The 23,293-nt window shown below is 73.0% G+C and carries 19 protein-coding genes, 1 pseudogene and 1 riboswitch; of the genes and pseudogenes, 13 read left to right on the top strand and 7 right to left on the bottom strand.

Translation table 11 applies throughout. The features are described 5' to 3' along the window. Positions 1 to 63 precede the first annotated feature (63 nt). Positions 64 to 2,970, top strand: a complete 2,907-nt coding sequence (gcvP, locus tag P2424_RS02545; RefSeq protein WP_276474171.1) for an aminomethyl-transferring glycine dehydrogenase — start codon at positions 64 to 66, stop codon at positions 2,968 to 2,970. 193 nt (positions 2,971 to 3,163) lie between these two features. Here the strand turns inward: gcvP and P2424_RS02540 are convergent, their stop codons facing one another. Then, positions 3,164 to 3,370: a DUF5999 family protein gene (locus tag P2424_RS02540; RefSeq protein ID WP_074999764.1), complete on the bottom strand. Its 207-nt coding sequence runs from the start codon at positions 3,368 to 3,370 to the stop codon at positions 3,164 to 3,166. Positions 3,371 to 3,666: 296 nt separating this feature from the next. Continuing rightward, the gene (locus P2424_RS02535; RefSeq protein ID WP_276474170.1) at positions 3,667 to 4,362 is read right to left on the bottom strand and encodes a hypothetical protein; all 696 of its coding nucleotides are present in this window, start codon (positions 4,360 to 4,362) and stop codon (positions 3,667 to 3,669) included. 500 nt (positions 4,363 to 4,862) lie between these two features. Between P2424_RS02535 and P2424_RS02530 the strand changes: the two genes are divergently transcribed. Both P2424_RS02530 and P2424_RS02525 read left to right on the top strand, forming a co-directional pair. After that, a complete protein-coding gene (locus P2424_RS02530; protein WP_276474169.1) occupies positions 4,863 to 6,359 on the top strand; it encodes a glutamate--cysteine ligase in 1,497 nt (498 codons plus the stop codon). A gap of 472 nt (positions 6,360 to 6,831) precedes the next feature. Next, a complete protein-coding gene (locus tag P2424_RS02525) occupies positions 6,832 to 7,635 on the top strand; it encodes a CPBP family intramembrane glutamic endopeptidase (protein WP_276474168.1) in 804 nt (267 codons plus the stop codon). Positions 7,636 to 7,676: 41 nt separating this feature from the next. On the opposite strand, the gene P2424_RS02520 is transcribed toward P2424_RS02525, so the two are convergent. After that, a complete protein-coding gene (locus P2424_RS02520) occupies positions 7,677 to 8,507 on the bottom strand; it encodes a PhzF family phenazine biosynthesis protein (protein ID WP_276474167.1) in 831 nt (276 codons plus the stop codon). A gap of 76 nt (positions 8,508 to 8,583) precedes the next feature. Then, positions 8,584 to 9,447, bottom strand: a complete 864-nt coding sequence (locus P2424_RS02515) for an endo alpha-1,4 polygalactosaminidase (protein ID WP_276474166.1) — start codon at positions 9,445 to 9,447, stop codon at positions 8,584 to 8,586. A gap of 394 nt (positions 9,448 to 9,841) precedes the next feature. On the opposite strand from P2424_RS02515, the gene P2424_RS02510 reads away from it, so the two are divergent. Together P2424_RS02510 and P2424_RS02505 are read left to right on the top strand one after the other, a co-directional pair. Then, positions 9,842 to 10,336: a Clp protease N-terminal domain-containing protein gene (locus P2424_RS02510; protein WP_276478795.1), complete on the top strand. Its 495-nt coding sequence runs from the start codon at positions 9,842 to 9,844 to the stop codon at positions 10,334 to 10,336. Between the two features lie 105 nt (positions 10,337 to 10,441). Then, positions 10,442 to 11,458, top strand: coding sequence for an EamA family transporter (locus tag P2424_RS02505; protein WP_276474165.1), 1,017 nt, complete (start codon positions 10,442 to 10,444; stop codon positions 11,456 to 11,458). On the opposite strand, the gene P2424_RS02500 is transcribed toward P2424_RS02505, so the two are convergent. Beyond that, on the bottom strand, positions 11,445 to 12,119 hold the full coding sequence (locus P2424_RS02500) for a pyridoxamine 5'-phosphate oxidase family protein (protein ID WP_276478794.1): 675 nt from the start codon (positions 12,117 to 12,119) through the stop codon (positions 11,445 to 11,447). The two genes, P2424_RS02505 and P2424_RS02500, sit on opposite strands and share 14 nt — an antisense overlap. A gap of 82 nt (positions 12,120 to 12,201) precedes the next feature. On the opposite strand from P2424_RS02500, the gene P2424_RS02495 reads away from it, so the two are divergent. After that, positions 12,202 to 13,533 (top strand): aminotransferase class I/II-fold pyridoxal phosphate-dependent enzyme, encoded by a 1,332-nt coding sequence (locus tag P2424_RS02495; protein ID WP_276474164.1) that lies wholly within the window; start codon positions 12,202 to 12,204, stop codon positions 13,531 to 13,533. Between the two features lie 160 nt (positions 13,534 to 13,693). Here the strand turns inward: P2424_RS02495 and P2424_RS02485 are convergent, their stop codons facing one another. Both P2424_RS02485 and metE read right to left on the bottom strand, forming a co-directional pair. Beyond that, positions 13,694 to 14,032 (bottom strand): hypothetical protein, encoded by a 339-nt coding sequence (locus P2424_RS02485; RefSeq protein ID WP_276474163.1) that lies wholly within the window; start codon positions 14,030 to 14,032, stop codon positions 13,694 to 13,696. A 151-nt stretch (positions 14,033 to 14,183) separates the two neighbouring features. Further along, on the bottom strand, positions 14,184 to 16,508 hold the full coding sequence (metE, locus tag P2424_RS02480) for a 5-methyltetrahydropteroyltriglutamate--homocysteine S-methyltransferase (RefSeq protein WP_276474162.1): 2,325 nt from the start codon (positions 16,506 to 16,508) through the stop codon (positions 14,184 to 14,186). Between the two features lie 178 nt (positions 16,509 to 16,686). Then, positions 16,687 to 16,837, bottom strand: a riboswitch (cobalamin riboswitch). 791 nt (positions 16,838 to 17,628) lie between these two features. On the opposite strand from metE, the gene P2424_RS02475 reads away from it, so the two are divergent. From P2424_RS02475 to P2424_RS02445, 7 genes and pseudogenes are all read left to right on the top strand, one after another. Continuing rightward, positions 17,629 to 17,886, top strand: a complete 258-nt coding sequence (locus P2424_RS02475) for a DUF5133 domain-containing protein (protein ID WP_276474161.1) — start codon at positions 17,629 to 17,631, stop codon at positions 17,884 to 17,886. 190 nt (positions 17,887 to 18,076) lie between these two features. Continuing rightward, the gene (locus P2424_RS02470) at positions 18,077 to 18,238 is read left to right on the top strand and encodes a hypothetical protein (RefSeq protein WP_276474160.1); all 162 of its coding nucleotides are present in this window, start codon (positions 18,077 to 18,079) and stop codon (positions 18,236 to 18,238) included. Then, the gene (locus P2424_RS02465; RefSeq protein ID WP_276474159.1) at positions 18,226 to 18,402 is read left to right on the top strand and encodes a hypothetical protein; all 177 of its coding nucleotides are present in this window, start codon (positions 18,226 to 18,228) and stop codon (positions 18,400 to 18,402) included. Before P2424_RS02470 ends, P2424_RS02465 begins: the two co-directional genes overlap by 13 nt. A gap of 172 nt (positions 18,403 to 18,574) precedes the next feature. Further along, positions 18,575 to 18,990, top strand: a pseudogene (locus P2424_RS02460) (CBS domain-containing protein). Positions 18,991 to 19,376: 386 nt separating this feature from the next. Beyond that, positions 19,377 to 21,755 (top strand): phosphoketolase family protein, encoded by a 2,379-nt coding sequence (locus tag P2424_RS02455; protein WP_276474158.1) that lies wholly within the window; start codon positions 19,377 to 19,379, stop codon positions 21,753 to 21,755. Between the two features lie 192 nt (positions 21,756 to 21,947). Beyond that, positions 21,948 to 22,766 (top strand): HipA family kinase, encoded by an 819-nt coding sequence (locus P2424_RS02450; protein WP_276474157.1) that lies wholly within the window; start codon positions 21,948 to 21,950, stop codon positions 22,764 to 22,766. Between the two features lie 5 nt (positions 22,767 to 22,771). Next, positions 22,772 to 23,176, top strand: a complete 405-nt coding sequence (locus P2424_RS02445; protein ID WP_276474156.1) for a DUF3037 domain-containing protein — start codon at positions 22,772 to 22,774, stop codon at positions 23,174 to 23,176. Positions 23,177 to 23,293 lie beyond the last annotated feature (117 nt).

The raw sequence follows: 23,293 nt of genomic DNA, 5'->3' as shown, positions 1-23,293 counted from the left end.
GGCCGTCCGGGCACCCGTGAAAGGTGCCCCTCGCAGGTCGCACAGACCAGGAGGCCCCCGCAGATGACTTCCCCTCGCACCCCGCTCTCGGCGCTGGAGAGCGGCATCCCCTTCGAGAGTCGCCACATCGGACCCGATGCCGGTGCCCAGGCCAAGATGCTCGCCCAGGTCGGTTACGGGTCGCTCGACGAGCTGACCGGCGCGGCCGTGCCGGAGGTGATCCGCAGCACCGAGCGGCTGAAGCTCCCCGACGCGCGGAGCGAGGCCGACGTGCTGGCCGAGCTGCACACCCTCGCGCGGCGCAACCAGGTCCTGCATTCCATGATCGGCCTGGGCTACTACGGCACTTTCACGCCGCCGGTGATCCTGCGCAACGTCATGGAGAACCCCGCCTGGTACACGGCCTATACCCCCTATCAGCCGGAGATCTCGCAGGGCCGGCTGGAGGCGCTGCTCAACTTCCAGACCGTCGTCTCGGATCTGACCGGGCTGCCCACCGCCGGTGCCTCGCTGCTGGACGAGCCCACGGCCGCCGCCGAGGCGATGGCCCTCTCACGCCGGGTCGGCAAGGCCGGCAAGCGGGGCGGCGGCGTGTTCCTGGTCGACGCCGACTGCCTGCCGCAGACCGTGGCGGTGCTGCGCACCCGCGCCGAGCCGACCGGTGTGGAGATCGTGGTCGCCGACCTGGACGAGGGCATCCCCGCGGACCTCACGGAGCGGGGGATCTTCGGGGTGCTGCTCCAGTACCCGGGCGCCTCCGGAGCGATACGCGACCAGCGCCGCACTGTCGAGCAGGCGCACGAACTCGGTGCGGTCGTCACCGTCGCCGCGGACCTGCTGGCGCTGACGCTGCTGACCTCTCCCGGCGAGCTGGGCGCGGACATCGCCGTCGGCTCCAGCCAGCGGTTCGGGGTTCCGATGGGCTTCGGCGGACCGCACGCGGGCTACATGTCCGTCCGCGAGCAGTTCGCCCGCAGCCTGCCCGGGCGGCTCGTCGGGGTCTCCAAGGACGTGGACGGCGAGCAGGCGTACCGCCTCGCCCTGCAGACCCGTGAACAGCACATCCGGCGGGAGAAGGCCACCAGCAACATCTGCACCGCGCAGGTCCTGCTCGCGGTGATGGCCGGCATGTACGCCGCGTACCACGGGCCGGACGGGCTGGCCGGGATCGCCCGTCGCACCCACCGGTACGCGGCGCTGCTCGCGGCCGGACTGCGGGGTGGCGGGGTCGAGATCGTCCACGACAGCTTCTTCGACACCGTCACCGCGCGCGTCCCGGGCCAGGCCGCCCGGATCACCGAGCGGGCCCGCGTGGCGGGCGTCAACCTGCGGCTGGTGGACGCCGACCATGTCGGCATCGCCTGCGACGAGACCACGGGCCGGGACCAGCTCACCACCGTGTGGCAGGCGTTCGGTGTCGCGGCTGCGCCGACCGACCTCGACGAGCTGGACGCGGCCACCGACGATGCGCTGCCGGCCGACCTGCTGCGCACCGACGAGTACCTCACCCATCCGGCCTTCCACGAGCACCGCTCCGAGACCGCGATGCTGCGCTACCTGCGCCGGCTGGCCGACCGGGACTACGCGCTGGACCGCGGCATGATCCCGCTGGGCTCCTGCACGATGAAGCTCAACGCCACCACGGAGATGGAGCCGGTCACCTGGCCCGAGTTCGGCGCGCTGCACCCCTTCGCGCCCGCCGAGCAGGCCGAGGGGTATCTGACGCTGATCCGCGAGCTGGAGGAGCGGCTGGCCGAGGTCACCGGCTACGACAAGGTCTCCCTCCAGCCCAACGCGGGCTCGCAGGGCGAACTCGCCGGGCTGCTGGCGGTCCGTGCCTACCACCGTGCCAACGGCGAGCCCGGGCGCACCGTCTGCCTCATCCCCTCCTCGGCGCACGGCACCAACGCGGCCAGTGCGGTGATGGCGGGGATGAGGGTCGTGGTCGTCAAGACCAGCGACAACGGCGACGTGGACGTGGCCGACCTGCACGCCAAGATCGAGCAGTACGGCGACGAGCTGGCCGTTCTGATGGTCACCTACCCGTCCACGCACGGCGTGTTCGAGGAACACATCACCGAGGTCTGCGCAGCCGTGCACGACGCGGGCGGCCAGGTCTACGTGGACGGCGCCAACCTGAACGCGCTGCTGGGGCTGGCGAGGCCGGGACGCTTCGGCGCCGACGTCTCGCACCTGAACCTGCACAAGACGTTCTGCATCCCGCACGGCGGGGGCGGTCCCGGAGTCGGCCCGATCGGGGTGCGCGCGCACCTGGCACCGTATCTTCCCAACCATCCGCTGCAGCCCGCCGCGGGGCCCGCGACAGGGATCGGCCCGGTCTCCGGGGCGCCGTGGGGATCGGCCGGCATCCTGCCCATCTCCTGGGCGTACGTCCGGCTGATGGGGGCCGAGGGGCTGCGCAAGGCCACCCAGGTGGCGGTGCTGAGCGCCAACTACATCGCCAAGCGGCTGGAGCCGCACTATCCGGTGCTCTACGCGGGCCCCCACGGGCTGGTGGCGCACGAGTGCATCGTCGACGTCCGCCCGCTGACCAAGCAGACCGGCGTGAGCATCGACGATGTGGCCAAGCGGCTGATCGACTACGGCTTCCACGCGCCGACGATGTCCTTCCCCGTGGCCGGGACACTGATGATCGAGCCGACGGAGAGCGAGGACCTGAACGAGGTCGACCGGTTCTGCGAGGCGATGATCGCCATTCGTGCGGAGATCGAGAAGGTCGGTACGGGGGAGTGGGACGCGGAGGACAACCCGCTGCGCAATGCCCCGCACACGGCCGCGATGCTGGGCCGCGAATGGCAGCAGGGGTACGGCCGCGAGGAGGCGGTCTTCCCCGCCGGAGTGCGGGCAGGTGACAAGTACTGGCCGCCGGTGCGCCGGATCGACGGCGCGTACGGGGACCGCAACCTGGTCTGCTCCTGCCCGCCGATCGCGGAGTACGACGCCGGGTAGCGACGGCGTGCCGCACGCGCCTCCCGGGGCCGACGGCTTACGGCACGACGGATTCAGGGCCGGTACGGCGGTTGCCGTGCCGGCCCTGCGTCGTGCGGTGTTGTGCGGTATTTGCGATACTGCCGTGCGTCGTGCGGCCGTCCGCGGCGCGCCGCGTCGTGCGGGCGGCCGCACCGCACGCGCGTGCCGGGTGTCAGGCGGCGGTGATGACGTGGCGCGTGCCGAGCGGCTTGTGCGGAGCGATGATCCGCCCGTCCGGCAGCAGCTCTCCCGTGTCCTCGAAGAGGAGCACCCCGTTGCAGAGCAGGCTCCAGCCCTGCTCCGGGTGGTGGACCACGGCTTGCGCGGCCTCCCTGTCGGCTGAGTCCGCTGTCGGGCACGGTGGCTGGTGCTGGCACATTGTCGGTGTCGTCTTCCGTCGTGTTGTGGCGTCTGTCCTGCGGTTCCTGTTGTGCATGACCGATCCCCCGTCACCCCGTACGTGCGTACGTTCCGGTCCGTCTCCCAGTGTTCCGCTGCCGACGCGGATTCGCAGGGATTTCGCGTCAGCTCGTACCCAACCGCACAGACGCGTCACCCGGGCAGGCGGTTGCGCCCAACTGCACCGTCATTTCGGGGGGTTCGGGTTCCCGCGAAGACTAGCCCATTCGGAGGGGCGCACAGCGGCACCCGCGGATTCCGCAGGCGGACGCCGTCTCACGCGGGCGTACGCAGCAGCGGTGCCGTACCGGCGTCCGTTTCGGGGGCGGGAGCGGGGGCGGGAGCGGAGGCCGGCGCCGACCCGAGCCTGCGGGTCAGCACGGGCAGCAGTGCGTCCACGCGGTGCGCGGTGTGCGGGGCGATGCCGGGCGGCGCCGGGGCCAGGGGGATCAGCAGATCGGCCGGGTCCGGTACGCCGTCATGCGCGTCCCCGCCGACGTCGGCGTGCAGCCACAGGGTCAGCATGTAGAGCTCCGGCACCGACAGCAGGCGCGGTTGGTAGGGCGTCGGCAGCACCTCGGCCTGGCGCAGCGCGCGGACCGTCGAGAGCGCGTAGGGGCCCTGCCGGAACTGGCCGAAGGCCCAGCCGTCCGCGGTCGGCACGGCCTCGGCGGTGCCGACGAACGCGGAGCCGTGGATGCCCTCGCCGTCGGCGCCGCCGTCGGCCAGCAGGAAGCGCCAGCCGGTCAGCCGGGTACGCGGGGCCACCGCGGCCGGGGTGGCGTACCCGGTGCCGTCCGGCGCCACGCGCACCATCTCGTAGGCGGGTAGCGGGAGTTCGGGGCGCAGCGGGCCCTGTGCCGCGCGCAGGGCGAGCGGGGCCCGGGAGCCCCGGACCGTGCTCGGGGAGTCGAGGGCGGTCAGGACACTGCGCAGAGCGGGGGCCGGGGCCGGGAGTACGTGCAGCGGCATGGCGGGTCGCCTCTCTTGGGAGACACATGGTGCTGGCAAGGGCGCGACGGCGGTGTCGGCGCGGAGATGGCCGCAGGCGCGGCTGGGAGGGGTCGACCGGGGCGGCCGGGATCGCCACGTCTCTGCCTCGTTCGCGCAGTTTATACGAGATGTGTTCGAGTGGTGTTTCCGCTAACGTGCCCCGCTGTTTCCCGTAAGGTCGTAACAGGACGATTCGACGGACTTTTCACCTGCGCCGATGCCGACGCTGCGCAGTTGGCCTCGGATTCCGGGCAATACGCGGTCGGCCTGATGTCGTCGGTGCTTATGACGAGAGCTGTGCCGCGCGAGCTGGACACTGCCGTATGCCGAGGGAATGTGCCGCCGGGCCTCGGCCAGCGTAGCGGCAGTTCCCCGCCGCGTCAGCCCTGCCAGGCGTTATCCGCGGCGCGGCAGGGCATCATCGGTGCACGCTCGGCCGGGACCTCCGGCAGCGTCCACCAGCAGGGAGGAAGCCTCCGATGGGAGAGAAGGTCGTCGCCGACAGGTTCGACCTGTCCGATCGACGGCGGTACCGGGAGAAGCTGCACACATGTCTGCGGGGACTGTGGCAGCTACTGGAGGAGAAGCGGTTCGACCGCCCCAGGAATCTCATGGGGCTGGAGATCGAACTCAATCTCGCGGACGTCCAGGGGCAACCCCTCATGGTGAATGCCGAAGTACTCCAGCACATCGCGAGCTCGGATTTCCAGACAGAACTGGGGCAGTTCAACCTCGAAGTGAACATCGTGCCGCACGCGCTCTCCGGGAGAGTTCTCGACCAGCTTGCCGAGGAACTCCGCACCGGGCTGGCGTACGCGGACCGGCAGGCTCGGGAAGTGGATGCGCGGATCGTCATGATCGGCACCCTGCCGACCCTCACGGCGCGCGACCTGACGCTGGCCAACCTCACCGAGGACGACCGCTACCGGCTGCTCAACGACCAGATCATGGCCGCGCGCGGCGAGGAGGTGGCGCTCGACATCGAGGGGGTCGAGCACCTGGTGAGCACCTCGGAGTCGATAGCGCCGGAGTCCGCCTGCACTTCTGTGCAACTCCACCTCCAGGTGACGCCCGGCCGGTTCGCGGACGTGTGGAACGCGGCGCAGGCCGTCAGCGCCGCGCAGGTCGCCATGGGGGCGAACTCGCCCTTCCTGTTCGGGCACGAGCTGCTGCGCGAGTCCCGGGTTCCGCTCTTCGTCCAGGCGACGGACACCCGCCCGCCCGAGCTGATCGCCCAGGGCGTGCGCCCGCGCACCTGGTTCGGGGAGCGCTGGATCTCCTCCGCGTACGACCTGTTCGAGGAGAACCTGCGCTACTTCCCCGCCCTGTTGCCCATCTGCGACGAGGAGGATCCCGCACGCGTGCTCGCTTCCGGCGGGGTGCCGGCCCTGTCGGAGCTGACGCTGCACAACGGCACGATCTACCGCTGGAACCGGCCGGTCTACGGGGTGGTGGACGGCGCCCCGCACCTGCGGGTGGAGAACCGGGTGCTGCCCGCCGGACCGACGGTGTCCGACGTGCTGGCCAACACCGCGTTCTACTACGGGCTGGTGCGCGCACTGGCCGACGAGCCGCGACCGGTCTGGAACCGGCTGCCGTTCGAGTACGCCGAGCGGAACTTCGAGGCGGCGTGCCGGTACGGGATCGAGGCCGAGCTGTGGTGGCCGCGCTCGGGCCGGGGCACCGGGCTGCGCCGGCAGCCCGCCGTCCGGCTGGTGCGCGAGGAGTTGCTGCCACTGGCCGCCGCGGGGCTCGACGCGTGGGGTGTGGAGCCGGCCGACCGGGACCGTTGTCTCTCGGTGATCGAGGAGCGCTGCCGGCTGCGCGTCAACGGCGCGTCCTGGCAGGCGGCGGCGTACCACCGTGCGCTGGAGTCCGGCCTGGACCGGGAGAAGGCGCTGGCCGCCATGGCCCGCGGCTACTGCGACCGGGCCGCCTCCGGGGCGGCCGTCCACACCTGGGACAACGGGCCGTAGCCCGGCTGCCGCGCCCGGCTCGGGCGCGGCAGGCCCCAGGCGGTCGTCGCGCGCGCTCCGCGCCCGGCGCGTGTGCCCGCCCCGACGGCACCCCCGACCCCACCGGGCCCGCGCCATCCGGCGCGGGCCCGGCCGCGTCGTCCGTACCGGTGCGCCGCACCCCGCACGCCGGCCCCGCCCCGGCCGTCGGGCAAGCTGTGACATGACAGCGCACCGGAGGGCGCCCGGCAGGTGCGGCAACGGCGGAGGGCGGCGCCGCCCCGGCGTGCCCCGCTCCTCCGGCGCCGTGCTGCGTGTCGCTCAGACGCTGCCGTCCCCTTGGCACGGCCCGCGGATTGGCACGGCCCGCGGACGGCACGACGCGGCCCGACCGCCGACGGTGCCGTCGCGGCGCGCCGGGGCGGTGGCGGAGCCGCCGGTGGAACGACAGGAGGGACAAGGATGGATCCGGCGTCGGCATTGGGAGGTTCGCGTGCGCGCACAGGTGCCTGAGGAACCACGGCCCGCCTCAGCGAGCGGGCTGACGCGGCGGGTGCTCGGCACCGAACTGCTGCTCGTCCTCGCGCTCTCACTGGGAGCCAGTGCCGTCTCGTCCCTGATCAGTTTCGTCGGCGCGCTGACGCGGCCGGGCGGGCTGGCCGACCAGGCCGCCCGGCTCAACTCCTCTCAGGCGCCCGGACGCCCCTGGCTCGATCTGGCCTGGCAGCTGTTCGGGATCGCCACCGCGTTGGTGCCCGTGGCCCTGGTCGCCCACCTCCTGGCGCGGGAGGGCGCGGGAGGGCTGCGGGTGCTGGGCCTCGACCGCCGCAGGCCCGTTTTCGACCTGAGCCGGGGAGCCGCCCTGGCGGCGGGCATCGGCGGCTGCGGTATCGGGCTGTATCTGCTGGCCCAGGCCGGGGGGTTCAATCTCACCGTGGAGCCGGAGTCGCTGCCGGACGTGTGGTGGAAGTATCCGGTGCTGGTCGCCTCCGCAGTGCAGAACTCGGTGCTGGAAGAGGTCATCGTCGTCGGATATCTGCTGCGCCGGCTCGACCAGCTCGGCTGGTCGCCGCTCGCCGCGCTCGGCACGAGCGCGGTGTTGCGCGGCTCCTACCACCTCTACCAGGGCGTCGGAGGGTTCTTCGGCAATCTGGCGATGGGCATCGTCTTCGCCTTCCTCTACCGGCGGTGGGGCCGCGTGGGGCCGCTGGTGGCGGCCCACGCACTGATCGACATCGTGGCCTTCGTCGGCTACGCGCTGCTGGCGGGGCGAGTGGACTGGCTGCCCACTCCCTGAGGCCGCGCCGGGGGGCCCGTGACGCGTCCGCCCGGCCACCGCTACAGCCCGGTGAGCAGCTCCGCGTCCAGTACGGTGACCGCCCGCCCGGTCAGCAGGGTGCGCTCGCCGCGCAGCGTGGTGCGCACCTCGCCGGTGCGCCGCGACACCTGAAGGCCGGTCAGGGCGGCGCGTCCGAGCCGCTGCGACCACAGCGGGGCGAGCGCGGTGTGCGCACTGCCGGTGACGGGGTCCTCCGGGAGGCCCTGTGCGGGGGCGAAGACCCGGGAGACGAAGTCGTGTCCCGGCTCCCGGTTTCCGGATCCGGCCGCCGCCGTCACCACCACGGTCGGGGCGGGGAGCGCGGCCACCGCTGCGGAGTCGGGCGCCAGGTCGCGCACCGTCCGCTCGTCGGCGAACTCCAGGACCAGCATCTGCAGCGGACCGGTGTCCCAGGCCGCCACCGGGTCGCTGCCGAAGATCTCCCGGGCGTCGTCCGGGACCGGGACCGGCACCGGAGCGGCGGTCGGAAAGTCCAGGGTGAGGCTGCCGTCCGCGGCGCGGGAGGCGCCCATGACGCCGCTGCGGGTCCGGAAGCGTACCCGCCCCTCCTCGTCCAGCAGGCCGTCGCCGCCCAGCACATGGGCGGCGGCGAGCGTGGCGTGGCCGCACATGTCGACCTCGGTCGTCGGTGTGAACCAGCGCAACGCCCAGTCGGCGTCGGTGGTGTCGGTCAGCGGGTGCAGGTAGGCGGTCTCGGACAGGTTCAGTTCGGCGGCGAGGGCCTGGAGGCGGGAGTCGTCCGGGAACGCGGCCGTCTCCAGGAGCACGACGGCGGCGGGATTCCCGGTGAAGGGGCGGGCGGCGAAGGCGTCGACGGTGCGCAGTCTCATGCCCGAGGACGGTAGGGGGCGGGGACGGGCGGATGCAGGGCCAATGCACGGCGGGTGGACCGGGAGTACGGGTGGGTCAGCACCGCTCGTAGCGGTGCCCGTCCTCGCCCGCGGGGCGGACGTCCAGGTCCCGTCGTACGACCGACAGCCGCTCGCCCCAGGTGCGGCAGGCTGCTGCCAGTCCCTCGGCGGTGTACTCGACATCCAGCACCCTGTCGTCGTACGCCTCCGCGTAGCGGTCGCATTCGTCGTACTGTCCGCACTCCTCCGCCACCGCGAAGTCGAAGCCCATGGCGGTACGCCGAGGCAGCAGTTCCGGTGCGTTCTTCTGCCCGGCCGCCAGCCCCCTCCGGTGTGCCTGCCGGGTCAGCAGGGCGGCGAACGCCACGTTGTCGGCCCGGTCGAGCCGGTCGTCGGAGCGCTCGTAGGAGTCGAGGTTGTCCACCTCCACCGCCTGGAACCCCTTCTCGGCGCAGCCGTCGATCCAGCCTCCGACGATGTCCGCGAGCTTCTCGCGGTGTGCGGCGGTGGAGGTGTCCAACACCGCTTCGTTCCAGTCGGTGTCCATCACCGGCTTGCCGCTCCCGGTCCGCAACACCAGGTCGGGATGGTGCCGCTGCCACCAGTGGAGCGCGTCGGGCTGGGCCTGGAAGCCGTTGACGTAGCAGACGTTGTAGTGCCCTGGTGCGGGGTCGTGCGCACGGTCCCGGGAGAGCACGCGCACCCCGTGGGGCGGTGGGTAGGCGCCCCCGATCTGGTAGTCGAAGCCCGCGTGCGCGGGCGGTGGCGCCGGGTGTGCGGCGGTGGTGCTGCGCCCGGGGTCGGGGGTGCCGTCGTCGCCCTGGCCCGGTCCGCAGCCGCTCAGAGCGGTCCACAGCAGCAGTGCGGTGGCGAGTGCCGGGATCCGGAAGCGGCTCGCCGGGACGGCGGTGGTGTGCACAGGGGGCTCCTGACGAGACGCGGGAAGCGCCTGCCGCCCCCTGGCGCCCAGTTTACGGAGAGTGCCGTGCGGACGTGCCGCTCGTTCGGCAGATTCCGGGCGACCGGGACGGAGGAGCAGCGGCAGAAGGCGCTCCGGGTGGTCGACGACGTCAGGAAGAGCCCGTACCCCTCGCCGAGGAGGACTGAACCCCGGGTGCGCGGCCCGCGGCGCCTCCTGACCTCCAGGAGGGCCGAAGGGCCGGCCTCCTTCTCAGGGAGGAGGCGGCGGCACCCGTGCACACCTCCAGGCGGACCGGCATATGCCACGGCACGCTGACGATCCGCACAGGTGCGTGTGATGTGGTGGTTCGGTGCACAGTCCTACACCGCCCGGCGCCTCGGCCGAAGCGGGGATCGACGCCCTGGTCGACCCGCCGGCCGGCGACGCGCTGGCCGAAGTGATCGCCACGGCGCGCCGGCGTGCGGCGCGCGACGGGGACCGGCAGATCGACACGGCGCACCTGCTGCACAGTCTGCTGGAGTCCGACAGCGGCACCTGGGAGCTGCTGGACGGTGGGGGTGCGCAGCTCGGCAGGCTGCTCGGCTATCTCGTCCAGCGCAGCATCGGATACGGCCTGCGCTGGCAGAGTGCCGTGGAGGACTCCGGAGCCGTGCCCGCCGTCTCCGAGCAGCCCGGCGGGGTGCCCGGCTGGTCGCCCAGCGCGCAGGCCGCGCTCGAGGTCGCGGCCCGCCGTGCCCGGCGGCTGGGGATCGCGCGGACCGAGGCCGTCGACCTGTTCGCGGGCGTGGTGGCCGATCCGGAGTGCCGGGGCGCGGAGGTGCTGCGGCGTGCGGGGGTCGACGTCGTGCGGCTCGCCGACCGGACCGGCGTCGCGGCGGACGTCTGAGCCGCCCGCCGGTTCCGGACCTCTCGGCCAGGGAACCCTGCCCGGTCGGGCATTGTCAGGGGCATCTGGGGTGACACTCCTGTCGGTGCTTGAGATGATGCGCCGATGCGCACCCACTCCTCCACGGCCGCCTCCCGGGCCCCCGCCTCGGGTCTCGCCCTCGCCCTGATATCCGCCTGCGCGTTCGGCAGCTCGGGGGTCGCGGCGAAACCGCTCATCGAAGCCGGGATGGAGCCGCTCCACGTCACCTGGCTGCGGGCGGCGGGTGGTGCGCTCGTGCTGCTGCCGCTGGCCTGGCGGCACCGGGCACTGGTACGCGAACGCCCCTGGCTGCTGCTGGGGTTCGGGCTGCTCGCCGTCGCGGGTGTCCAGGCGTGCTACTTCACCGCGCTCTCCCGCATCCCGGTCGGCGTCGCGCTGCTGATCGAGTACCTGGCCCCGGCGCTGGTGCTGCTGTGGGTGCGGTTCGTGCAGCGCCGGACGGTGACCCGGGCCGCCGCCGTCGGCATGGTGCTGGCCGTCGGCGGACTCAGCTGTGTCGTCGAGGTGTGGGCCGGCCTGCGGCTGGACGGGCTCGGCCTGCTGCTGGCCCTGGGGGCGGCCTGCTGCCAGGTGGGCTACTTCGTGCTCTCGGACCACGGCAGCACCGCCGAGGGCGACCACGAGGCCCGGCCGCCCGCCGACCCGGCGGGTGTCATCGCCTACGGACTCCTGATCGGTGCCCTGGCGCTGACCGCCGTCGCCCGGCCCTGGCACACCGACTGGAGCCTGCTGGCGGACAGCGCTCCGCTGCACGGCACCGCGGTGCACGGACTCGTGCTGCTGGCCTGGATCGTGCTGGTGGCCACCGCCGCCGCCTATCTGACCGGAGTGGTCTCGGTGCGGCGGCTCTCGCCGCCGGTGGCCGGCGTGGTCGCCTGCCTGGAGGCGGTCGTCGCGACGGTGCTCGCCTGGGTGCTGCTCGGGGAACACCTCAGCGCCGTGCAGTTGGCCGGGGGCGCCCTCGTGCTGCTGGGTGCCCTGGTCGCCCAGCGCTCCACTCCCAAGCCGCGCGCCGCCGCCCCGCCCGTCGCCGGGTCCGGCGGTGCCGCGGACCCGGCGCTGGACGTCAGCGTGCGGTGAGGTAGCCGGGGACGGGGATGTCCGGAGCCAGGTCGTCGGCCGGTATCGGAGCGCCGTAGGCGGTGGAGACGGGCAGGACGCCGCTCCAGTGCGGCAGGCCGAGGTCCTCCGGCTCGTCGCCGGGGCCGCCGCTGCGGGACTTGACCGACACCTCGGCCAGGTCCACGCGGACGACGGCGGTCGCGGCGAGTTCCTTGGGGTCGGCCCGGCGGGAGTCCGCCGCCCGGCCGGGGACGGCGCTCTCCACGATCGCATCCAGGGCCAGCAGGCGCTCCTCGTGGCCGGTCACCGGGTATGCGAGGCCGTGTGCCACCACCGAGCGGTAGTTCACCGAGTGGTGGAAGGCCGCCTTGGCCAGCACCAGCCCGTCCACGTGCGTGACGGTCACGCACACCGGCATCCCGTCGTCCGCCTGTCCGGCCTCCCGCAGCGGGCGGGACCCCGTGGAGCCGTGCACGTACAGCCGTTCTCCCACGCGCGCGTACAGCGTGGGCAGCACGACGGGCGCGCCGTCGCGGACGAAGCCGAGGTGGCACAGGTAGCCCGCGTCCAGGACGGCGTGCACCGTCTCCCGGTCGTAGGCCACACGCTCGCGTGCCCGGGTGCCGGTGGTGCGCGGGGTCGGCGGATATGTCTTCGGGCCTGCCGACGAGTCGGCCATCGGATCGGCTGTCGGTTCGGATGGTGAGCCGCTCACGGCATCCTCCTTATACCCTTGATTGCACTAGTGCATAATAGATTTTGTGCTAGGAGACTACCGGATCACAGGTCGGGGCGCAGCAGAGATCGCGGACAGCGTGGAGCGCGGCGTCGGCCGCGGCGCGCTCGCCCCCGGCGACCCGCTGCCGCCCCTGCGGGAACTGGCTACCGCGCTCGGCGTGAACCCCAACACCGTGGCCGCGGCCTACCGCACGCTGCGCGACCGCGGCGTCATCGAGACCGCCGGACGCCGCGGCAGCCGGGTGCGGCAACGTCCGGCCAGCGCGCCCCGGGAGTCCGTACGGGTCGAGCCGCCCCCCGGCGGCGTCGACCTCTCCACCGGCAACCCCGACCCCGCGCTGCTTCCCCCGCTCACCGCCGCCTTCGCCGCTTCCGCCGACCACGCGGCCCGGACGCCGGTGCTCTACGGAGCTCCCGACACCGACCCCGGGTTCGCCTCCCTGGCCCGGGCGGCACTGGACGCCGACGGCGTGCCGGCCGGGCCGCTCGCCGTCACGTCCGGCTCGCTCGACGCCATCGAACGCGTACTCACGGCACATCTGCGTCCCGGCGACGCGGTCGCCGTCGAGGACCCCGGCTGGGGCAGCCTGCTCGACCTCGTGCCCGCACTGGGGCTGCGCCCGGTGCCCGTCCCCGTCGACGACGCCGGGCCGCTCCCCGCCGACCTGGACCGCGCATTGGCACAGGGCGCGCGGGCAGTTCTCGTCACCGACCGCGCCCAGAACCCGACCGGCGCCGCCGTCCCGGCCGGCCGCGCCGGCGAACTGCGCGCCGTACTGGCGGCCCGCCCCGAGACGCTGCTGATCGAGGACGATCACGGCCACGGCATCGTCGACCTTCCGCTGCACCCGCTCGCGGGCACCACGCACCGATGGGCGCTGGTGCGCTCCACCGCCAAGGCGTACGGCCCCGATCTGCGGCTCGCGGTGCTCACCGGCGACCCGCGCACCGTCGACCGGGTACGCGGCCGCCAGCGGCTGGGCCCCGGCTGGGTCAGCCATCTGCTCCAGCGGGCCGTCGCGCACCTGTGGGAGACCGGCGCGACCCGCCCGGAGCAGGTGGCCGACTCCTACGGCACGCGGCGCTCCGCGCTCATCGGCGCGCTCGCCGCCCGGGGCGTCGCCGCGCACGGGCGCAGCGGCATGAACGTGTGGGTTCCCGTGCCGGACGAGACCGGTCCGGTGGCCCGACTGCTCCAGGCGGGCTGGGCGGCGGCCCCGGGCGCCCGGTTCCGGCTCGCGTCGCCGCCCGGGCTGCGGTTGACCGTCTCGCCGCTGTCCCCGGCCGACATCGAACGCGTCGCCGCCGATGTCGCCGCCGCGCTGCGCCCCACCGGTGGAGGGCGCTTCGACTGACGCGACGCACCAGCCCGGCGCGGTCCCGGCCCACCTCCGGCTGCGGATGAGCGAGTGCGGCCACACCGCCCGGCCGTCCCAGCAGAACCACAGCGCCCCCACATGCGGCGCGCCCTGCCTGCTCGCCGAGCGGCTCCCGGCCGACGCCGCGTCGCCACGGTCAGTTCCCGGAGCCCGAACGCGGCGCGGAGCCGGAGCGTCCCGTCAGAGCGCGTACACACCAGCCGATGAGCACGGCGTTCACCAGGGCGCACCCCAGCAGGAGTGGAACGAACCCCCAGGGTCCGTCGGGCAGCGGGAGCGCCAGGACGATCAGGCTGAGGGGCAGGGTCGCGAACGTGGGGACCACCCCGGCCATGGACTCGCCGCTCTCGTCCCACGCCGTGGCAGCGACGGCCCACCCGATCAGGCACACGCACACCGCGAGGTAGAGGAGTGCCGGCACGGTCGTGAGAGCCCGGCGGACGCTGCGGGGGACGGAGCGCTGCTCGGCGGTCATGGGGGAACTCCTCGTCGGTGGTCTGGTGCCCTGCTCCGCTCCTCGCGGTGGCCTCGGCACCATCCTGCCCCGCTTCGCGGCGGGCCGGGAGGTGCGGGCCCGCGGTCCGGAGCGGCGGCGCAACCGGGCCGCTCCGGCCCGCGGACCAGGATCAGGACGTGCTGTCGGGCAGCTCGCCGCGGACGGTCCGTGCGGCGGTGACCAGGTTCTCCAGAGACGCCCTGGTCTCCGGCCAGCCGCGGGTCTTGAGGCCGCAGTCGGGGTTGACCCACAGCCGTTCGGGCGGGATGGCTTCGAGACCCCTGCGGAGCAGGGCCGTGGCCTCGTCGGCACCGGGCACCCGGGGGGAGTGGATGTCGTAGACGCCGGGGCCGGCTTCACGGGGGTAGCCGTGTCCGGCCAGCTCGTGGGCGACCTGCATGTGCGAGCGGGCGGCCTCCAGACTGATGACGTCGGCGTCGAGATCGTCGATGGCCTGGACGATGTCGCCGAACTCGGCGTAGCACATGTGGGTGTGGATCTGGGTGTCCGGCCGTACTCCGGCGGTGGTGAGGCGGAACGCCTCGGTCGCCCAGGCCAGGTAGACATCGCGGTCGGCGGCGCGCAGCGGGAGGGTTTCGCGCAGTGCGGGTTCGTCGACCTGGATGACCGAGGTGCCGGCCGCTTCCAGGTCGCCCACTTCGTCGCGCAGGGCGAGGGCGACCTGGCGTGCCGTGTCGCCGAGGGGCTGGTCGTCGCGGACGAAGGACCAGGCGAGCATGGTGACCGGGCCGGTCAGCATGCCCTTGACGGGGCGTTTTGTCAGCGACTGGGCGTACCGGGTCCAGCGCACCGTCATCGGCTCGGGGCGGGAGAGGTCGCCGGCCAGGATCGGGGGGCGGACGTAGCGGGTGCCGTAGGACTGCACCCAGCCGTGCTGGGTGGCCAGGTAGCCGGTGAGCTGCTCGGCGAAGTACTGCACCATGTCGTTGCGTTCCGGTTCGCCGTGCACCAGCACGTCGATGCCGGCCTTCTCCTGGAAGGCCAGGACATCGCGGATCTCGGTCTTGATCCGCTCCTCGTAGGCGTCGGGGCCGATGCGCCCGGCGCGCAGATCGGCGCGGGCGGTACGCAGTTCGGTCGTCTGCGGGAAGGAGCCGATGGTGGTGGTCGGCAGCAGCGGCAGGCCCAGGTGTGCGCGCTGGGCTGTGGTGCGCTCGGCGTAGGAGGGGGAGCGGCGGGTCTCGGCCTCGGTGACGGCGGCGGCCCGGGCCCGCACCGCCGGGTCGTGGGTGAGCGCGGAGTCGGTGCGGGAGGCCAGGTCGGCACGGTTGGCGGCCAGTTCGGCGCCGATGGCGTCGGTGCCGTGTGCCAGGCCCTTGGCGAGGGTGGCGATCTCGGCTGTCTTCTGCCGGGCGAAGCTGAGCCAGCGCAGCACCTCGGGGTCGATGTCGCGTTCGGCCTTCACGTCCAGCGGTACGTGCAGCAGTGAGCAGGAGGCCGATACGTCCACCCGGCCGGCGAGCCCGAGGAGGGTGCCCAGGGTGGTCAGGGATTTCTCCAGGTCGTTGATCCAGATGTTGCGGCCGTTGACGACGCCGGCCACCAGGCGCTTGCCGGGCAGGCCGCCGGCTGCGGCCAGCGCGTCGAGGTTGGCCGCGGCCGCCTCGGTGAAATCCACCGCGAGGCCGTCGACCGGTGCCTTGGCCAGCATCGGCAGGGCGTCGCCGAGCCGGTCGAAATAGGAGGCGACCAGCAGCTTCGGCCGGTCGGTGAGCCCGCCCAGCTCGCGGTAGGCCCGCTCCGCGGCGGCCAGCTCCTGCGGGGTGCGGTCCTGGACCAGTGCGGGCTCGTCCAGCTGGATCCATGCGGCGCCCGCGGCACGCAGATCGGCGAGCAGTTCGGCGTAGACCGGCAGGAGCCGCTCCAGCAGGCTCAGCGGCTCGAAGTCCGCGGCGACCCCCGGGGCGGGCTTGGCCAGCAGGAGGTAGGTGACGGGACCGACCAGCACGGGCCGGCCCGCGAGCCCCAGCGCGAGGGCTTCCTTCAGCTCGGCGACCTGCTTGCCGGCGTCGGCCGCGAAAACGGTGTCCGGACCGAGTTCGGGGACCAGATAGTGGTAGTTGGTGTCGAACCACTTGGTCATCTCCAGCGGCGCCACCTCCTGGGTGCCGCGGGCCATCGCGAAGTAGCCCGCCAGGGTGTCGGCCGCCACGGCCTCCCGGTGGCGTTCGGGGATGGCACCGACCATGACGCCGGCATCCAGCATGTGGTCGTAGTAGGAGAAGTCGCCGGTGGGCACCTCGTGGATGCCGGTCTCGGCGAGCTGCCGCCAGTTGGCAGCGCGGAGGTCCTTGGCGGTCTGCCGGAGGGCTTCGGCGGTGACGCGGCCCTTCCAGTAGCCCTCGACGGCCTTCTTCAGTTCCCGGTTCGGGCCCTGGCGGGGGTAGCCGTGGACGGTGGCCCCTGCTGCCGCAGCTGCGGACTTCGCTGTCACGGAGATCTCCTTCGCGAGATGTCTCGTCGGGATCCCGGCGGGCACGAGGAGCGAAGGTGACGGAATACCGGTGAAAAGCCGGAAGCGCGGCTGCTTCCGTCCACCGGACATGTGCGCCGACCCGCCCTCGAGGTCACCGGAATATCCGCACACACGTGGGCGCGTGCGGGCAACGGGCAGGTCTTCGGACTCGCGGGCTCGCCTGCCGGTCTCCCGGCGGGCTCCTACTGGCCGTCGCTTCCCGGACCGTCGGGTCCAGTGCGTGTGACGGCGGTCGTTCCCGCTCACCGCTGCGGGGCAGTCCCGGACTTCCACCGGGTTCCCTCTTACGACGCCCCGCCTGGCGGGCGGGACGAACCAGCTGCCCCGCCAGCCTAGGTGCAGAGCCCCCCGCCCGGGTAGTGCGCCCCGCGAGCCCCCGCCCCTCCGTGCCCGGCCCCGGGCGCCGGCGCTCCGGAGGTGAGCGTGCCCTCCCCGACGCAGGCAGTGGCCCTGCCCGTGTCGCCCTCATGCGGTTCAGCGGTTCCGCCACGTCCCGGAGGGGTGTTCCTGCGCTGTCGCACGATGCGGGCCAGGAGGGACCGGCCGTCGGCCCGGGGGACGAACGCCGGCCGGGCCGACGGAGGAACGCGGCCGCCAGTGCCGCGCCTGGCTCACGCGTCCGACGAAGAGCCAGGCAGGGCCGAGGGCGAGGAGGAAGCATCCGGAGCCGACGACGGCCGGCAGCACGCTCGACCCGAACTCCTCCCGCAGTACTGAGCAAGCCGGGGGCGGGACGGGCGAGGGGATGGGGGGCGTCCTCTTTCGGCAACGCGAACGGCAGGGCCGACGGCGCCCCGACTCCTCCCGCCGCTGGGCCCGGTCCCGCGCGGCGAGGCCGGTGCGGAGCCGAGTGCCTGTTGCGTTCGTGCCGCGGACGCCCCGCACCAGGCGTCGCCACCGCGCCGCGGAACTGCTGGTGTGGCGGATGGGACTCCGGGTACCCGGGGCCGTCGAACGCCGGCCGAAACGGCACGGCAACGGTCATGGCGCGTGCGTCCGGCCACCGCGGACTCCGGATATGCAGATTCCGGATGCGGTGCCCGGGCCCGGCCCGCCCGCACCCGGAAAGGAACTCCCTGTGCTGCACCCAGCAGAGAAGACGCTCCGGCTCCTCCTCGCCCGCTACGCCGACGCCCGCACACAGCACGAAACCGCTCCCACTGCGGCGAGCCGCGAAGCCGTGGAGGACCTGGCGTACACCCTCTGCGTGACCACCCGCACCCGGTCCCTCGCCGAGGCCCTCTCCACGGCGGACCGCATGCTGGAGCGCCACGTCGCGGAGCGGAAGCACGGCACCCGACGGGCGCGCGCACACGGCGCGCCGGCCGCGGTCTGAGTCCGCTCACGTGCACCGAGGCGGTGCCGCGGCCGCGCCGGTGCCGCGCCCAGGCGCCCCCGGCCGCCGGGCGCCGGCGCGTGATACACACCCCGCCTCGCACCGGAGCGCCGCTCCCGTGCTGCGGGACGCCGGAACTGTCGGGAGACTCGGAAGCGGAACCGTCTCCCGCCCGGAGGTAGCGCAACCCATGTCAGCATCCCAGGACAAGCCCCTGCCCCTGCCGGACTTCGACCAGCTCCCCGCGGGCGCCGTCGAGCACCGCATCCGGCCGTTGGCCCGCGAGGACGTGCAGCGGCTTCTCGACATGAACGGGCCCACGCGAACCGGACACAGGTCGTGCACTTCCTGACCGCGCGGCTCGACGAACTGGCCGCCGGGGCCGAGCCCACCGGAGGAGATCCGCAGGGCGAGCGTCCCGAGCGCTCCGACGGGGCCTCCGGGCGCTCACCGGCCGCACCGGACACCGCAGCCGAGCCCACGGAACCGCTCCGGCACGGGCGGCACCGCTTCTGACCGATGTGAGGCGGGAGCCGTCCCGGAGCCGGTACGCGCGTCGCCGCGGCGCCCGCCGACCACGGGTTTGACCGGCGGAACGTGTGAAACCCGCCGGTTCGGACGGCCCTGATCCCCCGACCCCGGACGGTGGTCGCATCCGCCGTCCGGTCAGGACACCAGAGGAGGAATCATGACGACGGCACGAGACGTGATGACACCCGGCGCGGAATGCGTGCAGAGCGACGAGACCGCCGGCGACGCGGCCCGGCTGATGGCCCGCCTCGGTGTCGGAGCCCTTCCCATCTGCGGCAAGGACAACAAGGTCAAGGGCGTGGTGACCGACCGCGACCTGGTCACCAAGGTTCTCGCCGAAGGGCGCAAGCCCGCCGAGATCCCGCCGGCAGCCTCAACCAGGCCGAAGCCGTCACCGTCGGTGCGGATGACGACATGAGCGAGGTGCTCGCCACGATGAGCGACCACGGCGTGCGCCGGGTCCCGGTCATCGACGGAGACCGCCTGGTCGGAATGATCGCGGTCGCCGATGTCGCCAGGAGCCTGCCGCACGACGAGACCGGCCGGCTTCTCGAGGCGCTCTCCGCCGACTGACACGCGAGGGCTGACGGACGCGTGCTGAGCGCGCCCCCGGACGGCCGAGTGCGTCGCAGCCGGCGGCATGCGGGCGGAGACCCCTGGCACGGCGCGAGGTCGGCTGCTCCGGGCCGGTGAGCACCGGGCCACCGGATTCGGCACGTACCGCCCGGTCCCGGACGCCTCAGGGGTTCCGGCGACCCGCTGCCGACAGCGGTGCCATCCGGCCGTCGGCCGGCACTTTCGTCGACGTGGCCGACGGGCCGGACCGACGCGTCCGTCTCCTGGGAAGCGGAGGAGGCAGAGGCACGGTCGGGATCGTCGCGAAGCCTCGCCTGCCGCTCCCTTCCGGGCACTTCAGGTCGCCGTGCCGCAGAGGTACAACGCATCAGGAGGAAACCGAGATGTCCGCAAGCGCCGACCGGGCGGGCCTCGAAGAGGCCGAACTGCTGGCGCTGGACGCCCAGTGGCGGGCCGCCAACTATCTGTCCGCGGGCCAGATCTATCTGACCGGTAACCCTCTGCTGCGCGAACCGTTGCGGCCCGAGCACATCAAGGCCCGGCTCCTCGGGCACTGGGGCACCAGCCCCGGCCTGAACCTGGTGCACGTCCACCTCAACCGCGTCATCAAGGAGCGCGATCTGGACACCGTGTGCGTGTGGGGTCCGGGGCACGGTGGTCCGTCGGTGCTGGCCAACTCCTGGCTGGACGGCTCCTACACCGAGACCTACCCCGACGTGTCCCGGGACGCGGACGGCATGGCCCGGCTGTTCAAGCAGTTCTCCTTCCCCGGCGGCGTGCCCAGTCACGTCGCGCCCGAGACGCCGGGCTCCATCCACGAAGGGGGAGAACTCGGCTACTCGCTCTCCCACGCCTACGGTGCTGCGCTGGACAACCCCGGGCTGCTGGTCGCGTGCGTCATCGGGGACGGCGAGGCGGAGACGGGCCCACTGGCCGCGTCCTGGCACGGAAACAAATACCTCGACCCCGTGCACGACGGGGCCGTTCTGCCGATCCTGCATCTCAACGGCTACAAGATCGGTAATCCCACGCTCCTCGCCCGGATCCCCGCGGACGAGCTCGACGCGCTGTTGCGGGGCGCCGGCCACGATCCGCTCTATGTCGACACGGAGCACAGCACCGACGCACACGCCGCCATGGCCGTCGCCATGGACACCGCCGTGGAACGCATCGCGGAGCTGCAGCACTCGGCGCGGGACGGCGGCCGCACCGAACGGCCCCGCTGGCCGATGATCGTGCTGCGCAGCCCCAAGGGCTGGACGGGTCCGGCCCGGGTGGACGGGCAACCGGTCGAGGGCACCTGGCGTGCTCACCAGGTGCCGCTCGCCCAGGTGCGTGAGGACCCGGAGAGGCTGGCGCAGTTGGCGGAGTGGCTGCGCTCCTACCGGCCCGGGGAACTGTTCACCGAGGACGGCGCACCGAGCGAGCAGGTGCTCGCAGCGGTGCCGGAAGGGACCCGCCGTCTGGGTGCGAACCCGCACGCCAACGGAGGTCTGCTGCTGCGCGGTCTGCCGCTGCCGGACCTCGCCCGGCACACCGTGCGCGTCGATCAGCCGGGGACCGTGCAGCACGAACCGACCGCCGTGCTCGGCGACTTCCTCGCCGACGTGCTGGAGGCCACCAGGGAGCGGCGGGACTTCCGGCTCGTGGGGCCCGACGAGACGGACTCCAACCGGCTCCAGGGGGTCTACCGCGCCACCGGTAAGGCATGGCAGGCCCAGCTCCTGGAGACCGACGAACACCTGGACCGGCACGGGCGGGTGATGGAGATGCTCTCCGAACACACCTGTCAGGGCTGGCTGGAGGGCTATCTGCTGACGGGCCGGCACGGCCTCTTCTCCTGCTACGAAGCGTTCGCGCACATCGTCGACTCCATGGTCAACCAGCACATCAAGTGGCTGCGCACCACCCGTCGGCTGGACTGGCGCCGCCCGCTGGCCTCCCTCAACTACCTGCTCACCTCGCATGTGTGGCGCCAGGACCACAACGGCTTCTCCCATCAGGACCCCGGCTTCGTCGACCATGTGCTCAACAAGGCACCCGAGGTCGTACGGGTCTACTTGCCGCCCGACACCAACACGCTGCTGCATGTCGCCGACCGGGTGCTGCGCAGCCGCGACCAGGTGAACGTCGTCGTCGCGGGCAAGCAGCCCACCTTCGACTGGCTCTCTTCCGAGGAGGCACACGCCCACTGCGCCCGCGGGGCGAGCGTGTGGACCTGGGCCGGTACGGAGGACGGGGCGCGGGAACCCGACGTCGTGCTCGCCTGCGCGGGCGACGTTCCCACCCAGGAGACCCTCGCCGCCGCGGGACTGCTGCGCCGCCATCTGCCGGAGCTGGCGGTCAGGGTGGTCAACGTCGTCGACCTGGCCCGGCTCATGCCCCGCGAGGAGCACCTCGAGGGCCTGCCGGACGCGGCGTACGACGCGCTGTTCACCACGGCCCGGCCGGTCATCTTCGCCTATCACGGCTACCCGTGGCTCATCCACCGGCTCACCTACCGGCGCACCGGTCACGGGAACCTGCACGTGCGTGGCTACCGTGAGGTCGGCAGCACCACCACACCCTTCGACATGGTCGTCCGCAACGATCTGGACCGCTACCGACTCGTCATGGACGTCATCGACCGGGTGCCCGGCCTCTCCGCACGGGCCACACAGCTGCGTCAGGACATGGACAGCATCCGGCTGCGGCACGAGAGCTGGGTCCGGGAGCACGGCACGGACCTGCCCGAGGTCACGGACTGGACCTGGCCCGGCTGAGCGCCACCCGGGAGCCGTCGTCGCCGCGAGGCGCCTGGGATCCGCCCCCGGCGGTCCGGCCCGCCCCGCGACGGCGGGGACGACGGGTGCAGCGCCGGGGGACGGAACTTTCCGGCTCCCCGGGGGCAGCGGGTGCGGCGGACCGGGCTCGCCACCCCACAACCCGTCCCCGGGGCCGTATAGCCTGGCGAAATGCTCCCCGAAGTCACCGCCACGCGCTACGTCACGCCCCTGAGAGAGGGCGGTTCGCTCCCCGGTCTGGTCGAGGCCGACGATCTGGGCTCCTATGTCATGAAGTTCGTCGGAGCCGGTCAGGGTCGCAAGACGCTGGTGGCCGAAGTGCTGTGCGGCCGACTCGCGCTGCGGCTCGGGCTTCGGGTGCCCGACCTGGTGCGGGCGTGGCTGGACCCGGTGATCGGACTGTCCGAGCCGGACGAGGAGGTGCAGGCGCTGCTCAAGGCGAGCGGCGGCCTCAACCTGGGGATGGACTTCCTGCCCGGCTCGCTGGGCTTCGATCCGCTCGCCTACCAGGTGAGTTCCGAGGAAGCCGGACGGGTGGTGTGGTTCGACGCGCTCGTGGGCAACGTCGACCGCTCCTGGCGCAACCCCAACATGCTGGTATGGCACGGCGATCTGTGGTTGATCGATCATGGCGCGACCCTGGTCTTCCACCACAACTGGCCCACCGCGCGGGCGGCCGCCGAGCGCTCCTACGACGCCTCCGACCATGCGCTGGCCCCCTTCGCCCCCAGGACCGAGGACGCCGCAGCCGAGCTGGCCCCCCGCGTCACCGAGGAACTGCTGTCCGAGTGCGCAGCCGAGATTCCCGACGCGTGGCTCGCCGACGAGCCGGGATTCGCCGGCCCGGACGCGGTGCGCGCCGCGTACACCGAGGTCCTGGCCTCCCGCGCCCGCACGATCCATGAACGGATCACGCTCGGCGAGCCGAGCAAGGACGGACCCTCGCAAGCGCCGGGGTGGCTCACCGGGAAGGGCGGCGGTGCCAAGTGAAGCGGATGCCTGCGGAGCCGGCCGCGCGCGGCGATCTCGACGTGTTCGAGTACGCCCTGTTGCGTGTCGTTCCCCACATCGAGCGCGGTGAGCTGATCAACGCGGGTGTGCTGGTCTACTGCCGTGCGCGCTCCTACCTGGGGGCCCGCACCCACCTGGACGAGGACCGGCTCTTTGCCCTCGACCCGTGTGCCGACGTGCGCGGTGTCCGCGCGGCGCTGCACGCCGTGGAGTGCGTGTGCGACGGCGGCGCCCGGGCCGGGCAGGCCGCCGGCGACGACGCGGGGCGGCGCTTCCGGTGGCTGGTGGCCCCGCGCAGCACGGTCGTGCAGCCCGGTCCGGTGCACACCGGGCTGACGGCCGATCCGGAGGCCGAGAGCGAGCGCCTGCTGGATCTGCTGGTCCGCTGAGCCGGGCGCGGGGGCGGCATCCGTGCCGCTCCCGCACGGGCGCCGTTGACAGGGCCTGTCGTGCCTCATAGCGTCACGACTGCCAAAGGTACTAAGCGGTTGCTCACCCATTCAGGC

The organism is Streptomyces sp. WMMB303 (assembly GCF_029351045.1).
GTDB lineage: Bacteria > Actinomycetota > Actinomycetes > Streptomycetales > Streptomycetaceae > Streptomyces.
This window is presented reverse-complemented; position numbering and strand designations above follow the sequence as displayed.